The organism is Peterkaempfera podocarpi (assembly GCF_042466665.1).
GTDB lineage: Bacteria > Actinomycetota > Actinomycetes > Streptomycetales > Streptomycetaceae > Peterkaempfera > Peterkaempfera podocarpi.
Genome location: NZ_CP162102.1, coordinates 7,714,970 through 7,732,481 on the forward strand (window position 1 = coordinate 7,714,970; position 17,512 = coordinate 7,732,481).

The window sequence follows — 17,512 nt, forward strand, 5'->3', positions numbered from 1 at the left end:
GACGTCGGGCGGAGGAGCGGCACCGCTGCGGCTCGCCGGCCTCGCCGGCGGGCCTCGCGGCGGCGCTGTCACAGAACGAAGCAGGGGTCGAAGATCTCGTTGGCGGAAGAGGCGCCGTCGTCGTCGGCGAAGCCGCGGACGATGCGCCACTGACGGTGCTCCTCGGACGCGGCGGCGGCTTCGACCAGCGCCTGCGCCTGGTACACACCGGACGGGGGACTGGGGAACATGGTGCGGTGGTACCCGCCGAAGTGGGCCACCGGGCTCCAGGCCGGTTCCACCGCCGGCAGCGGCGCGGCCAGGCCTTCGAACTCGCCGGCGGCGTGGACGATGCGCCCGCCGACGACGGTCAGCAGCGACTCGATGTGTGAGATGTCCTCCTCGGGGATCGAGAAGTAGTCCTCCGACAGCACGGCGAGGTCGGCGTAGCAGCCCTCCCTGAGGACGCCCTTGACATCGCCCTCCCCGGTGAGCCGGGCGCCGGCCGCGGTGTACATGTGCAGCGCGGTGGCCCGGTCGACGCGGTTCTCGGTGGACGCCAGGAGGCGGCCGCCGATGGTACGGCCGCGCAGCAGCCACTCCAGGGACAGCCAGGGGTTGTAACTGGAGACACGCGTGGCGTCGGTGCCGGCTGCGACCAGCAGGCCCCGGGAGCGCATCGTGCCGATGGGCGGGGTGTCGGCCGCCCGGGCCGCGCCGTAGCGGTCGGCGAAGGCGCTGCCCTGGAACATCATCCGGTTCTGGATCGACAGGGCGCCGCCCATGGCGGCGATCCGGTCGAGGCTGGCCTCGGACACCGTCTCGGCGTGGTCGAAGAACCAGGGGACCCCGCGGGGGAAGCCGCCGTCCGCGGCCACCTTGTCGAAGACGTCGAGGTTGGCGCGGATGGTCTCGTCGTAGGTGGCGTGCAGACGGAAACCCCAGCCGTTGTCGAGCAGCAGGCGCACCGCCGCCTCCAGTTCGCTGTCGGCGTGTTCCGGCCGCAGCGGGCGGGGTTCGGTGAAGTTCTCGTAGTCGGCTGGCGACCAGGCGAGGTTCTCCCCGGCGCCGTTCAGCCGCAGCCACTCGTCGCCGTCGCCGGGCCGGACCATGCCGATCCACCGCCGCAGGTCGTCCAGTTCCTGGCCGGGGGTCTGCGGGAAGAGGTGGTAGGCGATACGCAGGTTCAGCAGGCCCTGCTCGGCGAGTTTCATCACGGCCCCGTAGTTCTCGGGGAAGTTCTGGAACCCGCCGCCGGCGTCGATGGCGCTGGTCAGGCCGAGCCGGTTGAGTTCGGAGAGGAAGTGCCGGGTGGAGTCGAGCTGTTGCTGGTCGTCCAGCTTCGGCCCTTTGGCGAGGGTGGCGTAGAGCAGACTTGCGGCGGGGGCGGCCAGCAGCAGTCCGGTGGGCTCCCCCGAGTGGCCGCGGACGATCTGTCCGCCTGGGGGCGGGACGCTGTCCTTGGTGATGCCGGCTGCCTTGAGGGCGGCCCGGTTGAGGATGGCCGACTGGTAGAGGTGCAGTACGAAGACGGGGGTGTCCGGGGCTGCGGCGTTCAGTTCGGCCACGGTGGGGAGGCGCCGTTCGGCGAACTGTTCTCCGGTCCAGCCGCCCACCACCCGCACCCACTGGCCCTTGGGCGTCCGTCCGGCCTGTTCGCGCAGCATCCACAGGGCCGTGCGCAGCGAGGGGACGCCGTCCCAGCGCAACTCGAGCAGGTAGTTCAGTCCCCCTCGGATGACATGCAGATGGGAGTCGTTCAGCCCGGGGATCACCCTGCGGTTGAGTGCGTCGACCACCCGGGTGCCGGTCCCGACGAAACCGGCGATGTCCTGGTCGTCGCCGACGGCGACGATACGGCCGTCCCGGACCGCCAGAGCGGCGGCGGCCGGCCGGGCGGCGTCCCCGGTGTGCACGCGGCCGTTGCGGATGACCAGGTCGGCCGGTTCCCGGGCACTGGGATCCGGGGCGATGCCGTCGACCGGCATGGCGTTGATCATGTGTATCTCCGGGGGGTTGCGGCCGCGGCGGAACCGGCTGCCGCTGCGGTCGGTTGTCCGAGGAGTCCAGGACGGGACAGACCGTGCGCGCCGGGACAGCGGGGGTGCCCGGTCCCGGTGCGGGCCGACGGGTCGATGGCGGCGGGCAGTCGCAGCCGCCCTGACGGAAGGGGTCCGGACCGCGGACGCGTCGCCCTGCCGGGCCGGCAGCCTCCGCCGGGGCATCCGCGCCTGTCGGCCGGAGTACCCGGCTGCCGGGACGTGCGGCTGCGCGCCGTGCCGGGTGGTCCGGCGGATCGCCGGGTATCCGGAGGCCGCTGCAGTGCGTCGGCGTCGCTCGGCAAGGCGGCGTCGCTCGGCAAGGAGACCATCGGTCCTCCGGTCGACATCGGATCGGCATCGTGGAGCGCAGCATCGGCGCACGACATACCAAAAACGGGCATAGCGTCCCCAATGGGATGCTAGTCCTGGCGCTGAGAGGTGCCACTCGACCGCAATGTCCCGCGGCACCGGATGGGCAGGTGCCGGGTCGGCAGCTGCCCACCGGCCGGATCCGTGGGGGCGGGCGAGCAGCAGGGCGTCGTCGTTCGGCGGCTCGGGAGGCCGGTCCGGGACCGCACGGTCACAGATGTCCCGGCAAGCGGCTGGGCGGGGCGGTTCGCTGTACGGCCCCGGGGCGGTCGGGCCGCCTCGGGGTGCATCGCCGAACGCCTGTGCTTACGCTCTGCGAGAGTGCGGATCCACGGCGCAGAGACCGGGCGCAGCTGCCGCGCAGCCTCGTTGGGGCGCCGTCGCGCCGGGCGCCGGGCCGGAAGAGGCCGGGAACGGGCTCCCGTCGCGGACGTCGGAGACCACGCCGGAGACCACGCCGAAGACCACGCCGAGAACGACGCCGGGTCGCCACCGGCGCCGGAGGACGACGACCACCGACCGCCGCGCACCGAGCGCCGCTCCCACCAAGAATCGTTCGACGGCCTCCCGGGCCCGGAGGAGTTCCCCATGAAAGTCCGCGCTCCAGCCTGGTTGGTCCCCGCGGCACTGGCCGCCGGGGCGTTGGTCGTCCCCGCGGCCTCCACCTCCGCGGAAAGTCCCCGCGGCGCGGGCACCCGGAGTCAGATCGCGGTCGGCCCGCAGTACGACACCGCACATGTGTATGTCGAGCACGGCATGACGGCCGCGTTCACCGCCGCCTGGAAGGCCACCTTCGGCGGTACCAGCACCGCGGCCTCGGTCGTCGATGTCACGCCCACGCCCAGCGAGACCACATCCGAACTCGTCTTCTCGCCGGTCGGCACCCTGTCGGTCTTCGACTTCCGGACGCCGATTCCGTACCCGTTCGGCGCGGAGAGGACCGGCTGGCTGGTCAAGGGCTTGGACGCCGGTGTCCGCCGCGCACGGGCCAGCGGGGCGTACATCCTGGTCGCCCCGTTCGCCGACCCCATCGGCCGGGACGCGGTGATCCAGTTCCCCGGCGGAGTCAACACCCAGCTCTACTGGCACACCAAGGCGCCGTCGTACAAGCCGCTTGCGACGATCCCGGAGAACCGGGTCTATGTCCCGGCCGATGCGGCCGACGCCTTCCTGAGCTCCTATCTGGCGTTCACCGGCGGGTCGGTGGTGTCCGACGACAGGAACGCGGACGCGGGCGCCATCGGCCTGCCCGGCAGGACCTACCGCAGGATCAGCCTCTCGTCCCCCTTCGGCAGGACCCTGGTCATGGTGACCGACGGGCACCTGCCCTACCCGTTCGGGCGGGAAGTCACCGGATACCAGGTGGAAGACCTGGCGGCCACGCTCACCCGGGCCAGGGCGGCCGGGGCGGTGGTCCTCTGGGGCCCCCGTCGTGCGGCGGGGCGCGACAGCGCAGTGGTGAAGTTCCCCGGCGGCTATGTCGCCGAGATCCACGACGGAGAGAGTTGACGCGCTCCTCGGCATGAATGCCGAGGATTCGGTCCGTGCCCCTGACGCGACACCTCCGTGGCTTCCCGCTTCAGCGAGCGAGAACAGTCGTCCTCCCACTTGGCCTTCGTGACAAGATCTGGGCGTGACGACGTTGTTCCTGACGGTCGGCCTGCCAGGGGCCGGAAAGACCACGAGAGCCCGGCAGCTGGCCAAGGAGCACAGCGCTCTGCGGCTGACGCCGGATGAGTGGATGATCCCGCTGTTCGGCGACCCGCAGCCGGAGGGGAAGCGCGATGTGCTGGAAGGACGGCTGCTCTGGCTTGGTCTGGAGGCGCTCAGGTTGGGACCAACGTGGTCCTGGATTTCGGATGCTGGTCTCGTGACGAGAGATCCGCGATCCGCTGGTTGGTGATGTCTGTGGGCGCGTCCTTTCAGCTTGTGTATGTGCCGGTGGACCATGAGACCCAACGTGCTCGGGTCGCCCATCGCCAGTTGACCACCCCTGATCAGACCTTCGCGATGAGCGAGACAGATCTCGTGCACTGGAGGACGCTGTTCGAGGAGCCCGATGTCGCGGAACTCGAGGGCCATGGGGTTGGAGGTCCGCCTCCTGGGTGGTCGGGCTGGCTGGAGTGGGCTACCGATCGGTGGCCGTCACTCGCGTGATCGTCCGGCCAACCTTGGCCTCCGAGCCGGGTCTTCCTCAGAAGCAGCCCCGGGCGGCTCCGCCACCGGTCGGCAGCACGCTTCGAGAGGCGGCCGGGCTCGGCGGCTTGCGAATCCGTCCGGTCGGAGAACGGCCGCCGTCCCCGGCGGCAGCCACGGCCCGCGCTCGGTGCGCCGCCTTTTACCTGACGAACAGTCAAAGTCGATTGCGCCCCCCGATCTCCTCGCCGGCGAGCCCCGCCCAGCATGAACTCCCGCACGCGGCACAGGAGCCCGGAACCCCCGGCCGAGGGGCGCGGTCCGGCCCGCGCACTGCCACACCTGCGGCCGGAGCGGGCGGAGCGGCCGATCCGCCCGGCCCGGCCGGCCGGGCCGGCAGGACAGACGGGCGTGGCGGAACGGTACATCACCAGGTCCCGCCCGGAGAGTCAGCCGGGTGGTGGCGGGAGAGCCTGCTCGGTCCAGATGGTCTTGCCCTCGGCCGTGTACCGGGTGCCCCAGGCCTCGGCGAGTTGGGCGATGATGAACAGCCCGCGCCCGCCCTCGTCGACCACATGGGCGTGGCGCAGGTGGGGCGAGGCAAGGCCGGTGTCGCGGACTTCGCAGGTGAGCGTGCGGTCGTTGATGAGGCGCAGTTCCAGGGGTGGGCTGCCGTGGCGGACGGCGTTGGTGACCAGCTCGCTGACGATGAGCTCGGTGCTGAGTGCCGTCTCCTCCTCGACGTCCCAGGTGGCGAGCTGTCTGCGGGCATGGTGTCTGGCGGTGGCGACGGACGCGGGGGTGTCCTCGAGTTGCCAGGCGGCGACGCACTGCGGAGGGAAGGAGTGCGTGCGGGCGAGCAGTGCGGCGGCGCTCGCGGGGGCCCGGCTGGAGAGGGCGTACAGGATGTCGTCGCACAGGTCTTCCAGCGGGCGGTGGGCCTGGGACAGGATGCGCTGGACGCTGGGGGAGCCGTTCGGGGGGTCGCTGGGCGGTTGCAGGGCCGGTACGGGCGCGGCGGAGAGGATCAGCAGGCCGCCCTCCGGAATTCTGTGGCTCGCTATGGCGGAGGGTGCTCCGTCGGCGCTGCCCAGAAGCGGTCCGGACGGCACTTCGAGGGATTCGGTGGTCCCGTCGGGGCGGGCGAGGACGAGGGCGGGGGAACCGGCTCCGACGATGGTGCAGATGCGGGTGAGCGGGTCGTAGACGGCGTACGCGCAGGCGGCGTAGAGCGCGGTGGGGGGCCCGGAAGCGGTGGACGGCATGGCGGCGCGTTCGCCTTCCAGGAACGCGGCGATGTCGTTGAGGCGCGCGAGGAGGTCCTCGGGTTCCAGGTCGAGTGCGGACAGTGAGCGGATGACTGTGCGCAGCTGCCCCATGAGGGCGGTGGCGTAGATACCGCTCTCGGTGACGCCGCCGACGACCAGTGCGGTTCGGGCCCCTGACAGCGCGATGGTGTCGTACCACTCCCTTCCGTTGTCGGGCGACAGAGGCAGGTATGCGGTCTCCAGGGCGGTGTGCGAGGCGGGACGGCGGGGGAGGAGGTGCCGCTGGACCGTGGCGGCGATGGTGTGCTCCCGTGTGTAACGGCGGGCGTTGTCGATGCAGAGCGCGGTGTGGTCGGCCAGCTGGAGCACGATCTTGACATCGTCCTCGTCGTACGGATCCGGCTGCTGGGTGCGGTAGAGGCTGATCAGTCCGAGTACCGTGCCCCGCACGGCCAGTGGGGCCGTGATGAGCGTGTGGGAGCCGGATGCGCGGATCGCCTCGGCGCGGGCCGGGTCGGCCGCGAGCCACGGCAGATCGGGTCCCAGGGCACTCGTCCGGGGCCGCAGGTCGGACAACGCCTGGGTGTAGGGGGTCGGCGCAGGGAGGCTGCGTACGTCCCCCAGCGGATGCGCCTGGGGCTGGTCCGCGCCTCCGCTGCTGCGGAACGCGGCACGTCGCAGCGGCACATCCAGGGGAAGCGGGGAGAGCGGGGGGTCGTCCCGCGTATCACGGCGTCCACCACCTCGACGATCGCCACGTCGGCGTAGCGCGGGACGAGGGTGTCCACGAGTTCCTGGCAGGTCGCCAGCACATCCAGAGTCCGTCCCACATGCTCGCGGACGGCGTCCAGGATGCCCACCCGGGCGCGTGCCTTCTCCTGGTCGGTGACGTCGACCACCATCATCGCGAGACCGAGCACCTCCCCGGACGGGCTCTGGAGGCGGAAGAGGGATGCCTCGTAGAGGTTCTCCCACTTCGGCTCGGACAGCCGGCGGGTCCGTACGATGTGCTGGAGCAGCGGGACGCCGCTGTCCAGGACCTCGCGCGCCAGTTCCTCGGCCCCCTCGGCGTCGACCATGTCGTAGACGTCGCTGAAGCGGTGCCCGACAAGGTCCTCCACCCGGACGCCCTGCGAGGACGGCGTCGCGAGGTTGACCCGTACGATCCGCAGCTCGGTGTCCAGCAGGTGCAACCCCACGGGGGACTGGCTGAACAAGGCGTCCAGCATCGCGGCCTCCGGTCCTCCCAGAGGTGGGGTCGACCTGCCTTGGACCACCGGAACCACCTTCTTGGTCTGGTCCGCCGGCAGACCTTCCTCGGGGCGGACCGCCACCGGCTGTCTCTTCCCAGATGTAGAGCAAATCCACGGGTGCGGCGAATCGGGGGCGGGACCTGCGCCGCCCCCCGTTCGGCCGGACACCGCCGCCGGGTCCGTCCTCGGCACCGGCACTCAGTCACCCGGGCATCTGCCGGATGCCGGGGGCTCGGCCCCGGATTCGGCCGGGCCTGATTCATGGTGCGGCTCGATCCGGGCGATGAGGAGGGCGACGTCATCGGGGACGCCAGGGCCGCGCAGTCGGCGGAGCAGCCGGTCGCAGGTCTCCTCCAGGCTGTGGTCGGGCGTCTCCAGGAGGTGCAGCAGGGCGTCCAGGCGCTCGTCGATGGCCTGGTGGCGGGTTTCGACCAGCCCGTCGGTGTAGAGGACCAGCCGGTCTCCCGGATCGAGGTGGATGGTCGCCGTCTCGAAGGGGACCCCGCCGACCCCGAGGGGTGCGCCGGTGGGCAGGTCGAGCAGTTCGGGTGCCCCGCCGGCGTGCACCAGGACGGGAGGCAGGTGACCTGCGGAGGCGATGCGGCACTGGGCGCGGCGTGCGTCGTAGACGGCGTAGATGCAGGTCGCGTAGTAGGGCTCCATACCCTGAGTGATCTTGTCCAGATGGCAGAGCAGCCGGGACGGGCTGAGGTCGAGATCGGCCAGGGTGGAGGTCGCGGTGCGCAGCCGGCCCATGGCGGCGGCGGCGGCGATGCCGCTGCCCATCACGTCGCCGACCACCAGGGCGGTCTTGTCGTCGTCGAGCGGGATGACGTCGTACCAGTCGCCGCCGACCTCGGTGAAGGCCTGCGCGGGCCGGTACCGGGCAGCCACCGCCAGACCGGGGTGCCAGGGCTGGAGTTGCGGGAGCAGGCTCCGCTGCAGCGCCTCGGCGGCGCCGCGGATGCTCTGGTGCAGGCGGGCGTTGTCGATGCACACCGCGGCGCGCGACGCCAGCTCACCGGCGAGCGCCACGTCGTCCTCGTCGAAGGGCGCCGGGTTGCGGGCGCGGGCGAGACCGAGCACCCCGATCGTCCTCCCGCGGGCGATCAGGGGGACCGCCATGTCGGTGTGGACGCCGGCCTGCGCGAAGAGGGCGGCGTCCTCGGGGTTCGCGGTGATACGGGCGAGTCCTTCGGCGTCCAGATGCGCGATCAGCTGCGGACGGCGGGTGCGGATGCAGTGGGTCGCCGGATGGTCGGGGTGGTAGGCGGTGATCTGGCCGGGCGGAACGATGGCCCGTACGGCATCGGTGGGGTAGGCGGTCTTGACGGCGAGGGACCGGAACAGCGCCGGGGCGTCGCCGGTCTCCGCACGGCCCTTCCGCAGCAGGGAGTCCAGCCCGTCCACGGCAGCCATGTCGGCCAGCTCGGGCACGACGACATCGGCCAGTTCCTGGGCCGTCCTCTCGACCTCCAGGGTGGTGCCGATGCGGGCGGATCCGTCAGCGATGAGAGCCAGACGCCGCCGAGCGCGGTCGGCGTCCGCAGTCGCGCGGTGCCGGTCGGTGACATCCAGCACCACATTGGCGACGCCCAGCACACGCCCGCGATGGTCCTCCAGCCGGTAGAACGACATCGACCAGGCATGATCCTCGCCCGGATCGGCGGACGTACGGCCGACCGTGTAGTGGTCGATCAGCGGCACCCCCGACTCCAGGACCTGCCGCATCTGCGTCTCCAGGTCACCGAACCCCACCAGGGGCAGGACATCGCGGGGGCGCCGGCCGAGATGGTGCTCAACGGGAATGCGGTGCATCCGTTCCAGGGCCGGATTGACGGCCACATACTGCAGATCGCTGTCGAGGACGGCCAGCCCGATCGGGGACTGGGAGATCAGCCGGGTCGACAGCGCCAGCTCCTGCTCGGCCTCCCGCAGCGTCGTCTGGTCCGTGGCGAGCCCGAGGAGGTAGAAGTCGCCGACGCTGTCCAGGAGGCGCACATTGCGGAACTCCACAAGGCGGGTGCTCCCGTCCTTGCGGCGGACCGGGAACGCCCCGGCCCAGCTGCGGCCGGTCTCCAGCACTCCGGCGAACAGCCCGATGACCAGGTCCCGGTGCTCGGGGGGCAGGAGGAGCCGCGCCGCGTACTGCCCGACCGCCTCGTCGGCGGTGTAGCCGAACAGTTTCTCCGCGTCCGGGCTCCACATGTCGATTCGCCCGTCGGCCTCCAGCAGCACCGCCGCGACGCCGAGGAGGTCCATCAGCCCGCTCGGGCTCGATGCCACACCGTCCGGCTGGCATGCGTCTGTCGAAGGCCACTCGGGCCGGTCGCCGCCGTTCATCGCAGGCGCTCCTTCCGCCTACCGGCCCGGCCAGTCTTGCGTATCTCCTCACTCTGCGCGACCGGGACTTCCGAGGTCTCCCGGAGGCAGGGACCACGTACCCCCTCTTGTGCCCCACGCGGCTCCTGGCAACCGAGGCCCCGCCGGAGTCGCCACCACCGGGGTTTCCGTCCATCGCCGTGTGCGGGGCCCGGCGCCACCGGGCCCCGCGCCACTGGGCCGGACCCTGGAGGCACGGGGGCGGAGAGGCGGCGCGGCCCGGCCGCGGGGGACTGCGGGTGCGCTGCTGCTCACCTTCCGGTGGTGCGTGGGCGGCCATCCCGCAGCGTGTCGAAGAGCGAACCCTTGGCGATCCGCAGCTGGGCCGGGGAGTGGTCGGGTGCGCGGGGGCACCTGGTCGAGGATCGGCGGGCGAGTCGCTCCGGTCGTCGGCGAACTGACAGCATGACCATCGCTGCACCCCCAAGGAGAAAGGCACCACGTATGTCTCCCCGCACCGCGGACACGGCCGTGGCCGTCCACCCGCTGCTCGCCGAGCGCTGGAGCCCGCGCTCGTTCGACGCCTCGCACACGATCACCGACGAGCAGTTGATCGCCCTGCTGGAGGCGGCCCGGTGGGCGCCCTCCGCGGGCAACCTGCAGCCGTGGCACTTCCTGGTGGGGCGGCGCGGCGACGTCACGTACAAGCAGATCTTCGACAGCCTCAAGCCCGGCAACCAGCTGTGGGCAGGGACCAGTTCGCTGCTGGTCGTGGCAGTGGCGGCGGAGCGGTACGCCGACGGCACCCCGCACCACCACGCCGCGTACGACACCGGCCTCGCGGTGGCGCAGCTGGCTCTGCAGGCCCATGCCCTGGGGCTGCACGCCCACCAGATGGGGGGCTTCGAGGCCGAGCAGCTGCGCAGCGTGCTGGGTGTGCCGGACGGCCACCGGCCGCTCTCCGTCACCGCGATCGGGGCCCTGGCCGCGGCCGAGCTCCTCCCGCCGGAGCTGCTTGCCCGCGAGACCGCCGCGCGCGAGCGGCGCCCGCTCACGGAGACCTTCTACGCGGAAGGCTGGGGCACTCCGCTTCCGGTACGGCACGACGGCTGAGCCACCTCAACCGAGCACAAGCCGCCCGCCCACCCAGCGGCCGCCGCTGCGGTCGGCCCGGACTCCGTCCGGACGGTGGGCGGGCGACCGCTGTCCGGCACGCCCGCCCACCGGGGCGCCCACATCCGCGGATCCGCCGCGGAGCGCGCGGCAGCCGACGGTGATCCGCGCGGTTCGCCGGCCGCGAATCCCTCATGTCCGCAGGTACGGCGCCTAACGACGGGCTGTTCCCCGGCTTCCCGTCCCGGCTGTGTGTCCGGCCGCGTGGTGCAGCGAGCGCCAGGCCACCGCGACCCAGGCGGCGACCAGCAGCGCGTAGAGGACGACGGCAGTCCAGACGAACACCTGCGAGCCGACCCGGGCCGCGAGGGCGCCGGTTCCGGTGACGCACGCGCCGAGGGGGAAGATGAAGGACCACCAGGTGGGCGCGAAGGGCAGCCCGGCCCGGAACTCCCGTACGGTCAACGCCGCTGCGAGCGCCAGCCACAGCATGGCGAAGCCCCACAACCCCACTCCGCCCAGCAGCGCGACGACGGCAGCGCCCCGCGCGTAGGGCGCCGGCAGCACGCTCGGCGCAGCCGTGGCGAGCGTGCCCAGCGCCGTCACCGCCTGGCCCAGGGCGCCCAGGCCGATCCACACCGTGGGCACCACGGCACCGGTGGGCGCGTCATGGTGCACCAGACGGCTGTAGATCATCGCCAGCACCAGCAGTACCACCGCCAGGCTGAGCCCGAACATCGCATAGCAGCCCAGGAGCAGGGCCAGCCGGGGCTGCCCGGCCGGTGCGTGCGGGACGAGCAGTGCGCCCGTCGCGGACGACACCATCGGAGGGACCACCGGCATCAGCCAGCCGCCGAACGCCGCGTCCGGTGCGAAGCGGTGCCGGGTGACCATCAGGTACGGCACCGTGCAGGCCGTGGCAAGACCGAGCGCCGTACCGAGCAGCCAGAGCGTCCAGTCCACGTCCAGTGCCGCCCGCGCCCCGATCACCCGCCGACCGAGCAGCAGCGCCCCGGCGCCCACCGTCAGTAGCGCCACGGCAGGTGCGCCGAAGAACTGGGAGTGCATCGGATCAGCGGCGTGCTGCCGCAGCGCCCGCTGCCGGATGTAGCCGGCCGCCAGCACGACCAGCAGCAGGGCGGCCGCCGCCCAGACCACCGTGGCCGCCGTCCGCAGGCCGGTGAAGTTCCGCGGCAGGGTGGCCGCAGCGTTGCCGACGATGCCGGTGCCCATGACGGCCGCGAACCAGCTGGGGCCGAGTACCGCACGCCCTGTTCTGTTCGCCGCGGGCGCTGTTCTGTTCGCCGCGGGCGGCTGGGGACGGGCAGGGGCGGCGGGCCTCGGGTCCACACCGTCCCCGGTCGGGACGGTGCAGGTGCTGCCGGGTTGGGGTGTCACGGCGGAGAACGCCTCTTTCGTGGTCTTGGGAATCACCGTCGCTCCCGGCCGACGGGCCGGCGCATGCCGACAGCCGGCGGGGCGTGGCCTGATCCGTCGATGTGTCGGTGTTCCGACCCTATGGCGGCGCTTGGTTCCCGTCGCACCCTGACAAGTGCCATGACGCCCTCACATCAGGACCTGACGGCCGGCGCCGCCCGAACCCGGGATTCGACGGCACTCCGCCCGACTGCCGTCGGCTCCGAGGCCCGGGTCGGCGCTGCGCCCTCCTTCAGGAGTGCGCCCCGGACCGGAGTGCGCCCCGGAGTGCCACCGCGCGGAGCAGTCGGCACCCGGGGCCCGCTCGCCGCTCAGCCCGCTGATCGCGACATCGCCGCGAGTCGCGCGAACTGCTCGCCCATGCCCCGCGTTCCGCTCAGCGGGGTCCGCGCATCCGGCCACACCGCCTTGGCGAGCGCGACATGGCGGGCACCGCCGAGGACCACGACGGGGTCGAGGGCGGCGATGCGGCGCTCCACGGCCTGGTCCTGGAGGAGCCGGGCTGTCACCGCGCCGGCGGCACCGTGCGGAGTGTCATAGGGCTCGATCTCGTCGTCGAGGTCGAGCAGGCCGTAGCGGGCGGAGAGGATCACCAGCCGGTCCGGTTGCAGCGCCTCGGCGGCCCTTCGGCACGCGCGGTGGTACGAACCGATGTACATCTCCGCCGCCCGGGCGGGGTGGTCCAGCTTGCGTGAGCCGCAGGGGATCACGATCAGCTCAGGGGCGACGCAGTCGGCGTAGTCGTTCGGGGTCATGCAGGTCCTTCCAGGTCCGGATCGGTGGCACGGAACCGGCACCACGGCAGCTTCGAATCACGCCTGCCCTCCGGTCCCGGGTTCGTCGGCTGCGGGCGGCAGCCACCATGCGGAACGCGTTCGGGAGCGACAGCCACGGCTCTGCGGGAAGACGTGACACCCTCGCATCCGGACATGCCGCAGAATGCCGCGGAATGAAGCGGCCGATTCCCTCTCGGTTTCCTGCGCCCGGCATTCTCCGATCCTGTGCACGTCGCGGTGGACGCCGGGCGGCGATGTCCTGATCTGCCGCAGTCCTGGCACGCTTGCACGCGCGCCGGTGCGAGGGGCCCACGTAGCCTGGGAGGTGCTGACGAGGCCGGCGGTCCTCATTACCGCGGACCGCCCTGGCCCAGGCGGCGGCTGCACCGGTCGGCCACGCTGCCGAGATGGTCTCCGTAAGAGGAAAGAAGGCGTTCCCGTCGTGATTTCACCATCAGGACATGCTCCCTCGGTCTCGGACCGGCTGGAATTCGGTATCAACGAGTGGCTCGTCGACGAAATCCGGCAGCAGTATCTCCGCGATCCCGATTCTGTCGATGTCGTCTGGCGGGAATACTTCCGGGGATCCGCACCGAGCCGCGAGGCCGTGTCCGGGCGCGCCGGAGCGGCAGCGGACGAGCGGGGCGCCGACTTTGTGGCCAAGGCGGTCCGCGTGGCGGCCGTGATCCACTCGTACCGGGTCCGCGGGCACCTGGCGGCGGTCACCAATCCGCTCTCGATGGAGCCGTCCGCAGGCCATCCGGAGCTGGAGCTGTCGGGCCACGGCCTGGACACCGTGGACATCTCGCGGGAGTTCCCGGTCGACGGCTTTGCCGGGCGCCAGGTCATGACGCTGGGCGATGTGATGGGCACGCTTCGCGGCTCGTACTGCGGCACCACCGGCTTTGAGTACATGCACATCCAGAACCAGCAGGAGCGGCTCTGGATCCAGCAGCGGGTGGAGGGTCCGCAGTCCCGGCCCGGACGCGACGAGCAGCTCTGGATTCTGTACCGGCTGGGCGCCGCCGAGGCGTTCGAGACGTTCCTGCACACCAAGTACGTGGGGCAGAAGCGTTACTCGCTGGAAGGCGGGGAGTCGGCGATCGTCCTGCTGGACGCGCTGCTTGCGCAGGCCGCGCGACTGGGCACCCGCGAGGCGGTCATCGGGATGGCGCACCGCGGCAGGCTCAATGTCCTCGCCAACATCGTGGGCAAGCCGTACGCCCAGATCTTCGACGAGTTCGAGGACGCGGTCGACATCCGGTCCGCCCAGGGCTCCGGCGACGTGAAGTACCACCTCGGGGCTGCGGGCACCTATCGGACCGCTGACGGTCGCACGATCGCGGTCTCCGTGGTGGCGAACCCCTCGCATCTGGAGATCGTCGGACCGGTGGCGCAGGGGGTCGTACGGGGGCGCCAGGACGTCGCGGAGGGAACCCGTGAGCCGTTCTCCGTCCTTCCGGTCGTGGTCCACGGTGATGCCGCCCTCGCGGGGCAGGGAGTGGTCGCCGAAACGCTGAACATGTCCCAGCTGCCCGGCTATCGCACCGGCGGCACGGTCCATGTGGCCATCAACAACCAGCTGGGGTTCACCACCGGACCCGCCGTGGGCCGGTCGAGTCTCTATGCGACCGATGTCGCGCGAACCGTCGAGGCCCCCGTCTTCCACGTCAACGGGGACGACCCCGAAGCGGTCGTCCGGGTGGCGCGGCTGGCCTTCGACTACCGGCTGGCCTTCCACAAGGACGTCGTCATCGACCTGGTCTGCTACCGGCGCCACGGGCACAGCGAGGTCGACGACCCCTCCATCACGCAGCCGGCCATGTACGACCGCATCGCCATGCGGCCGTCCGTGCGGAAGGTGTACGCGGAGTCGCTGCGCAGTGCCGGCGACATCGACGAGCAGGAAGTCGAACGTGCCCGGCAGGGCTACCGGGACCAACTCGACCGGGCCTTCGCCGAGACCGCCGGGACCTCCGCGCCCGACCGCGAGTCGCTTCCGGCGGCGGTTGCCGTGGATCTCCCGGTCCACCGGGCCGTCACAGCGGTCGGCGAGTCGACGCTGCGGCGCATCCTGGACACACAGACCGACCTGCCGGCGGATTTCACTGCGCATTCGCGTGTACTCCCGCAACTGCGACGGCGGGCGGCCATGCTGGACGCGGGAAACGTCGACTGGGCCACCGCGGAAGCACTGGCGATCGGTTCGCTGCTGCTGGACGGGGTGCCGGTGCGGCTGGCGGGCCAGGACTCCCGCCGAGGGACGTTCGGTCAGCGCCATGCCGTCCTCACCGACCGGAACACGGGCCGCGAGCACACTCCGTTGAACTCGCTCGGTCCGGGGGCGGCACGCTTCGCGGCGTACGACTCGCTCCTCTCCGAACTCGCCGTGCTCGCCTTCGAATACGGCTACTCGCTGGCCAGGCCGGACGCCCTGGTGCTGTGGGAAGCGCAGTTCGGGGACTTCGCCAACGGAGCCCAGACGGTCATCGACGAGTACATCTCCTCGTCCGAGCAGAAATGGGGGCAGCGGTCGGGCGTCGCGCTGCTGCTGCCGCACGGTTTGGAAGGGCAGGGGCCGGACCACTCCTCCGCACGCATGGAGCGCTTCCTCCAGCTGTGTGCGGACGACAACGTCACCGTCGCCAACCCCTCGCTGCCGAGCAACTACTTTCACCTGCTCAGGGCGCAAGGCCTGGACACGCGGCGCAGGCCACTGGTGGTCTTCACGCCCAAGTCCATGCTGCGGTTGAAGACCGCGACGTCCGGGCTGGAGGAGTTCTCCGAAGGTGCCTTCCGCCCGGTGGTCGCGGACGCCACGTCGGACCCCGCCCGGGTCGAGCGGGTGCTGCTGTGCTCGGGCAAGTTCTTCTACGACCTGGACGCGCAGCGGCGCGAGTCGGGAGCGGACCGGACCGCCATCGTGCGGCTGGAACGCCTCTACCCGTTTCCCGCGGACGAACTGCGGGCGGAACTGTCCAGGTATCCGTCCGGCGTTGAGGTGCGATGGGTTCAGGAGGAGCCGGCCAACCAGGGCGCGTGGACCTTTGTCGGTCCTCGTGTCGACCGTCTGGTCCCCGCCCCGGTGGAGTGCGTGAGCCGGCCGGCCGCCTCCGCTCCGGCGGTGGGCTCCGCCCGCCGTCACGCCGCTGAACAGCAGGACGTCGCCCGGCGGGCCTTCGCCTGATGCCGGCGGTGGCACCGGCCTGGACCCTGAGCCCCGAGGGCGGGTCCGGGCCGGTGCCGGTGTGCGGATCGCGGGGTGACGTTGTCGCCCACTGCGGCATCAGGACATCAGGGGCCTGAGGACGTGAGCAGGCCGGAGCCCTGTGGAGCTCACCGGTCGGCCGGGAGATCTGCGGCCTGCCTGAGCGCACGGCGGCGGGGACCGGTGGTCGTCGCGGACCGGAAGTGGGGGGCGGGGACCGGAAGTGGGCGTGGCCGAGCCGGAAGCGGCGCTGAACCGGTTCGTGGGTTCCCGGTGCGGGTTGCTGCCGGGGTGGGTCGGTCGGCGCGAATGTCCGGAGTGGGGGACGTGCGACGCGGTGTGCAGGGTCCGTGGCCTGGGGGGAATTCGCTGCAGCCGGTGCCGTTCCGTGTCGCCGGGGCGGTCCGAGTTCACCTGCCCCGAGAGCCGTTCAGGGACCCGGCCGGGTCGGCTGCGACGGCCGAGGGCTCTCCGAGTTCGAGGGTACGTCGGCGTCCGCCACCCCGGTGGTCCGGAAGCGTGCACGGAACGCACCCGGGGTGACCCCGAGATGCCGGACGAACGCCCTGCGCAGTGACTCGGGGGAGCCGAACCCGGTACGGCGGGCGATCACAGCCAGCGGATCGTCGCCGGTCTCCAGCATCGCCTGCGCCGCCTCCAGCCGGATCTGCTCCACATACCGGGCCGGTGTCGTGCCCACCTCTTCGCAGAAGAGCCGGGTCACATGGCGGGAGCTGATGCCGGCCCTGCGGGCCATGGCGGAGAGTGTGTGGTTGCCGCCGGGGTCTTCCGCGACGGCGTCCAGCACCCGGCGGAGCATCTCCTGCCGGGTGTGCGGAGCACGGGTGCGAACGCTGAACTGGGACTGGCCGCCGGGCCGTTGCATGAAGACCACCAGGTCCCTGGCCACCGCGCGGGCGACTTCGGCCCCGTAGTGCCCCTCCACGATGGCCAGCGAGAGGTCGATGCCGGCGCTGACTCCGGCCGAGGTCATCACCTTGCCGTCCTGGACGAAGATCGCGTCCGCCTCGACCTGGACGGCCGGGAAACGGAGGGCGAGTTGCTGTGAGTAGCGCCAGTGGGTGGCGGCGCGCCGGCCGTCCAGAAGACCTGCTGCGGCCAGCAGAAAGGCGCCGGTGCAGACGGAGGCGGTGCAGCGGGAGTCTGCGTCCAGTTTTCGGACGATGTCCAGCAGCGCGTCGTCCTTGATTGCCCGGTCCCAGTCGGGACCCCCCGGGATCACCAGGACGTCGCTGGTCCCCTGTGCGTCCGCGACCGGCATGTCGACGCTCAGCCGGGTGCCCGAGGACGTCGTCACCTCGTTGCCGTCGGCGGACACCAAGGTCAGCCGGTAGTTGCCGCCGAAGTCGTTCGCTGCGGTGAACACCTCGATGGGGCCGGTCACATCCAGCAGCCGGACCCCGGGGAAGACGAAGATTGTCACAAGGTGCGGGCCGGCTCCGGCGTGCTTGTGGTTCATCGAATGCCTCCGGAACTGCCATGCGCGTGCCGTCGATGCCGACCACAGTGAGTTCGAAAAACAAACCCACTGGAATCGTACCATGCCCGACATCTGGTCGCCCGTTGCCGAGGCGCCGGACGGGAGTGG

The 17,512-nt window shown here is 71.6% G+C and carries 9 protein-coding genes and 2 pseudogenes; 4 read left to right on the forward strand and 7 right to left on the reverse strand.

The window, feature by feature from the left end; genetic code table 11:
* Window positions 1–68 precede the first annotated feature (68 nt).
* Complete coding sequence (locus AB0761_RS33760; protein WP_377273053.1) at window positions 69–1,979, reverse strand: amidohydrolase; 1,911 nt, start codon at window positions 1,977–1,979, stop codon at window positions 69–71.
* Between the two features lie 999 nt (window positions 1,980–2,978).
* Between AB0761_RS33760 and AB0761_RS33765 the strand changes: the two genes are divergently transcribed.
* The gene (locus AB0761_RS33765) at window positions 2,979–3,899 is read left to right on the forward strand and encodes a glyoxalase (protein WP_377273054.1); all 921 of its coding nucleotides are present in this window, start codon (window positions 2,979–2,981) and stop codon (window positions 3,897–3,899) included.
* Window positions 3,900–4,023: 124 nt separating this feature from the next.
* Window positions 4,024–4,547: pseudogene (locus AB0761_RS33770) on the forward strand (AAA family ATPase).
* A 428-nt stretch (window positions 4,548–4,975) separates the two neighbouring features.
* Here the strand turns inward: AB0761_RS33770 and AB0761_RS33775 are convergent.
* The 3 genes and pseudogenes from AB0761_RS33775 to AB0761_RS33785 form a co-directional block, all read right to left on the reverse strand.
* Window positions 4,976–6,370 carry a SpoIIE family protein phosphatase gene (locus AB0761_RS33775; RefSeq protein WP_377273055.1) on the reverse strand — a complete coding sequence of 465 codons (1,395 nt, stop codon included), beginning with the start codon at window positions 6,368–6,370 and terminating at the stop codon, window positions 4,976–4,978.
* Between the two features lie 344 nt (window positions 6,371–6,714).
* Window positions 6,715–7,023 (reverse strand): annotated as a pseudogene (locus tag AB0761_RS33780) (PAS domain-containing protein); the annotation flags it as partial.
* A 222-nt stretch (window positions 7,024–7,245) separates the two neighbouring features.
* On the reverse strand, window positions 7,246–9,390 hold the full coding sequence (locus AB0761_RS33785; RefSeq protein ID WP_377273056.1) for a SpoIIE family protein phosphatase: 2,145 nt from the start codon (window positions 9,388–9,390) through the stop codon (window positions 7,246–7,248).
* A gap of 483 nt (window positions 9,391–9,873) precedes the next feature.
* On the opposite strand from AB0761_RS33785, the gene AB0761_RS33790 reads away from it, so the two are divergent.
* The gene (locus AB0761_RS33790) at window positions 9,874–10,482 is read left to right on the forward strand and encodes a nitroreductase family protein (RefSeq protein WP_377273057.1); all 609 of its coding nucleotides are present in this window, start codon (window positions 9,874–9,876) and stop codon (window positions 10,480–10,482) included.
* A 213-nt stretch (window positions 10,483–10,695) separates the two neighbouring features.
* On the opposite strand, the gene AB0761_RS33795 is transcribed toward AB0761_RS33790, so the two are convergent.
* Together AB0761_RS33795 and AB0761_RS33800 are read right to left on the reverse strand one after the other, a co-directional pair.
* The gene (locus tag AB0761_RS33795) at window positions 10,696–11,916 is read right to left on the reverse strand and encodes a TDT family transporter (protein ID WP_377273058.1); all 1,221 of its coding nucleotides are present in this window, start codon (window positions 11,914–11,916) and stop codon (window positions 10,696–10,698) included.
* Window positions 11,917–12,230: 314 nt separating this feature from the next.
* Window positions 12,231–12,674, reverse strand: a complete 444-nt coding sequence (locus AB0761_RS33800) for a DUF6884 domain-containing protein (protein WP_377273059.1) — start codon at window positions 12,672–12,674, stop codon at window positions 12,231–12,233.
* A gap of 184 nt (window positions 12,675–12,858) precedes the next feature.
* On the opposite strand from AB0761_RS33800, the gene AB0761_RS33805 reads away from it, so the two are divergent.
* Entirely contained in the window at window positions 12,859–15,882 is a 3,024-nt protein-coding gene (locus AB0761_RS33805; RefSeq protein WP_377273060.1) for a multifunctional oxoglutarate decarboxylase/oxoglutarate dehydrogenase thiamine pyrophosphate-binding subunit/dihydrolipoyllysine-residue succinyltransferase subunit, read from the forward strand.
* Between the two features lie 451 nt (window positions 15,883–16,333).
* On the opposite strand, the gene AB0761_RS33810 is transcribed toward AB0761_RS33805, so the two are convergent.
* Window positions 16,334–17,383: a GlxA family transcriptional regulator gene (locus tag AB0761_RS33810; RefSeq protein ID WP_377273061.1), complete on the reverse strand. Its 1,050-nt coding sequence runs from the start codon at window positions 17,381–17,383 to the stop codon at window positions 16,334–16,336.
* Between the last annotated feature and the right edge of the window lie 129 nt (window positions 17,384–17,512).

Bases quoted from the DNA above. Each gene is read 5' to 3' on its own strand.
- AB0761_RS33760 (WP_377273053.1), bottom strand. From the start codon at position 1,979: ATGATCAACGCCATGCCGGTCGACGGCATCGCCCCGGATCCCAGTGCC.
- AB0761_RS33765 (WP_377273054.1), top strand. From the start codon at position 2,979: ATGAAAGTCCGCGCTCCAGCCTGGTTGGTCCCCGCGGCACTGGCCGCC.
- AB0761_RS33785 (WP_377273056.1), bottom strand. From the start codon at position 9,390: ATGAACGGCGGCGACCGGCCCGAGTGGCCTTCGACAGACGCATGCCAG.
- AB0761_RS33790 (WP_377273057.1), top strand. From the start codon at position 9,874: ATGTCTCCCCGCACCGCGGACACGGCCGTGGCCGTCCACCCGCTGCTC.
- AB0761_RS33800 (WP_377273059.1), bottom strand. From the start codon at position 12,674: ATGACCCCGAACGACTACGCCGACTGCGTCGCCCCTGAGCTGATCGTG.
- AB0761_RS33805 (WP_377273060.1), top strand. From the start codon at position 12,859: ATGCCGCGGAATGAAGCGGCCGATTCCCTCTCGGTTTCCTGCGCCCGG.
- AB0761_RS33810 (WP_377273061.1), bottom strand. From the start codon at position 17,383: ATGAACCACAAGCACGCCGGAGCCGGCCCGCACCTTGTGACAATCTTC.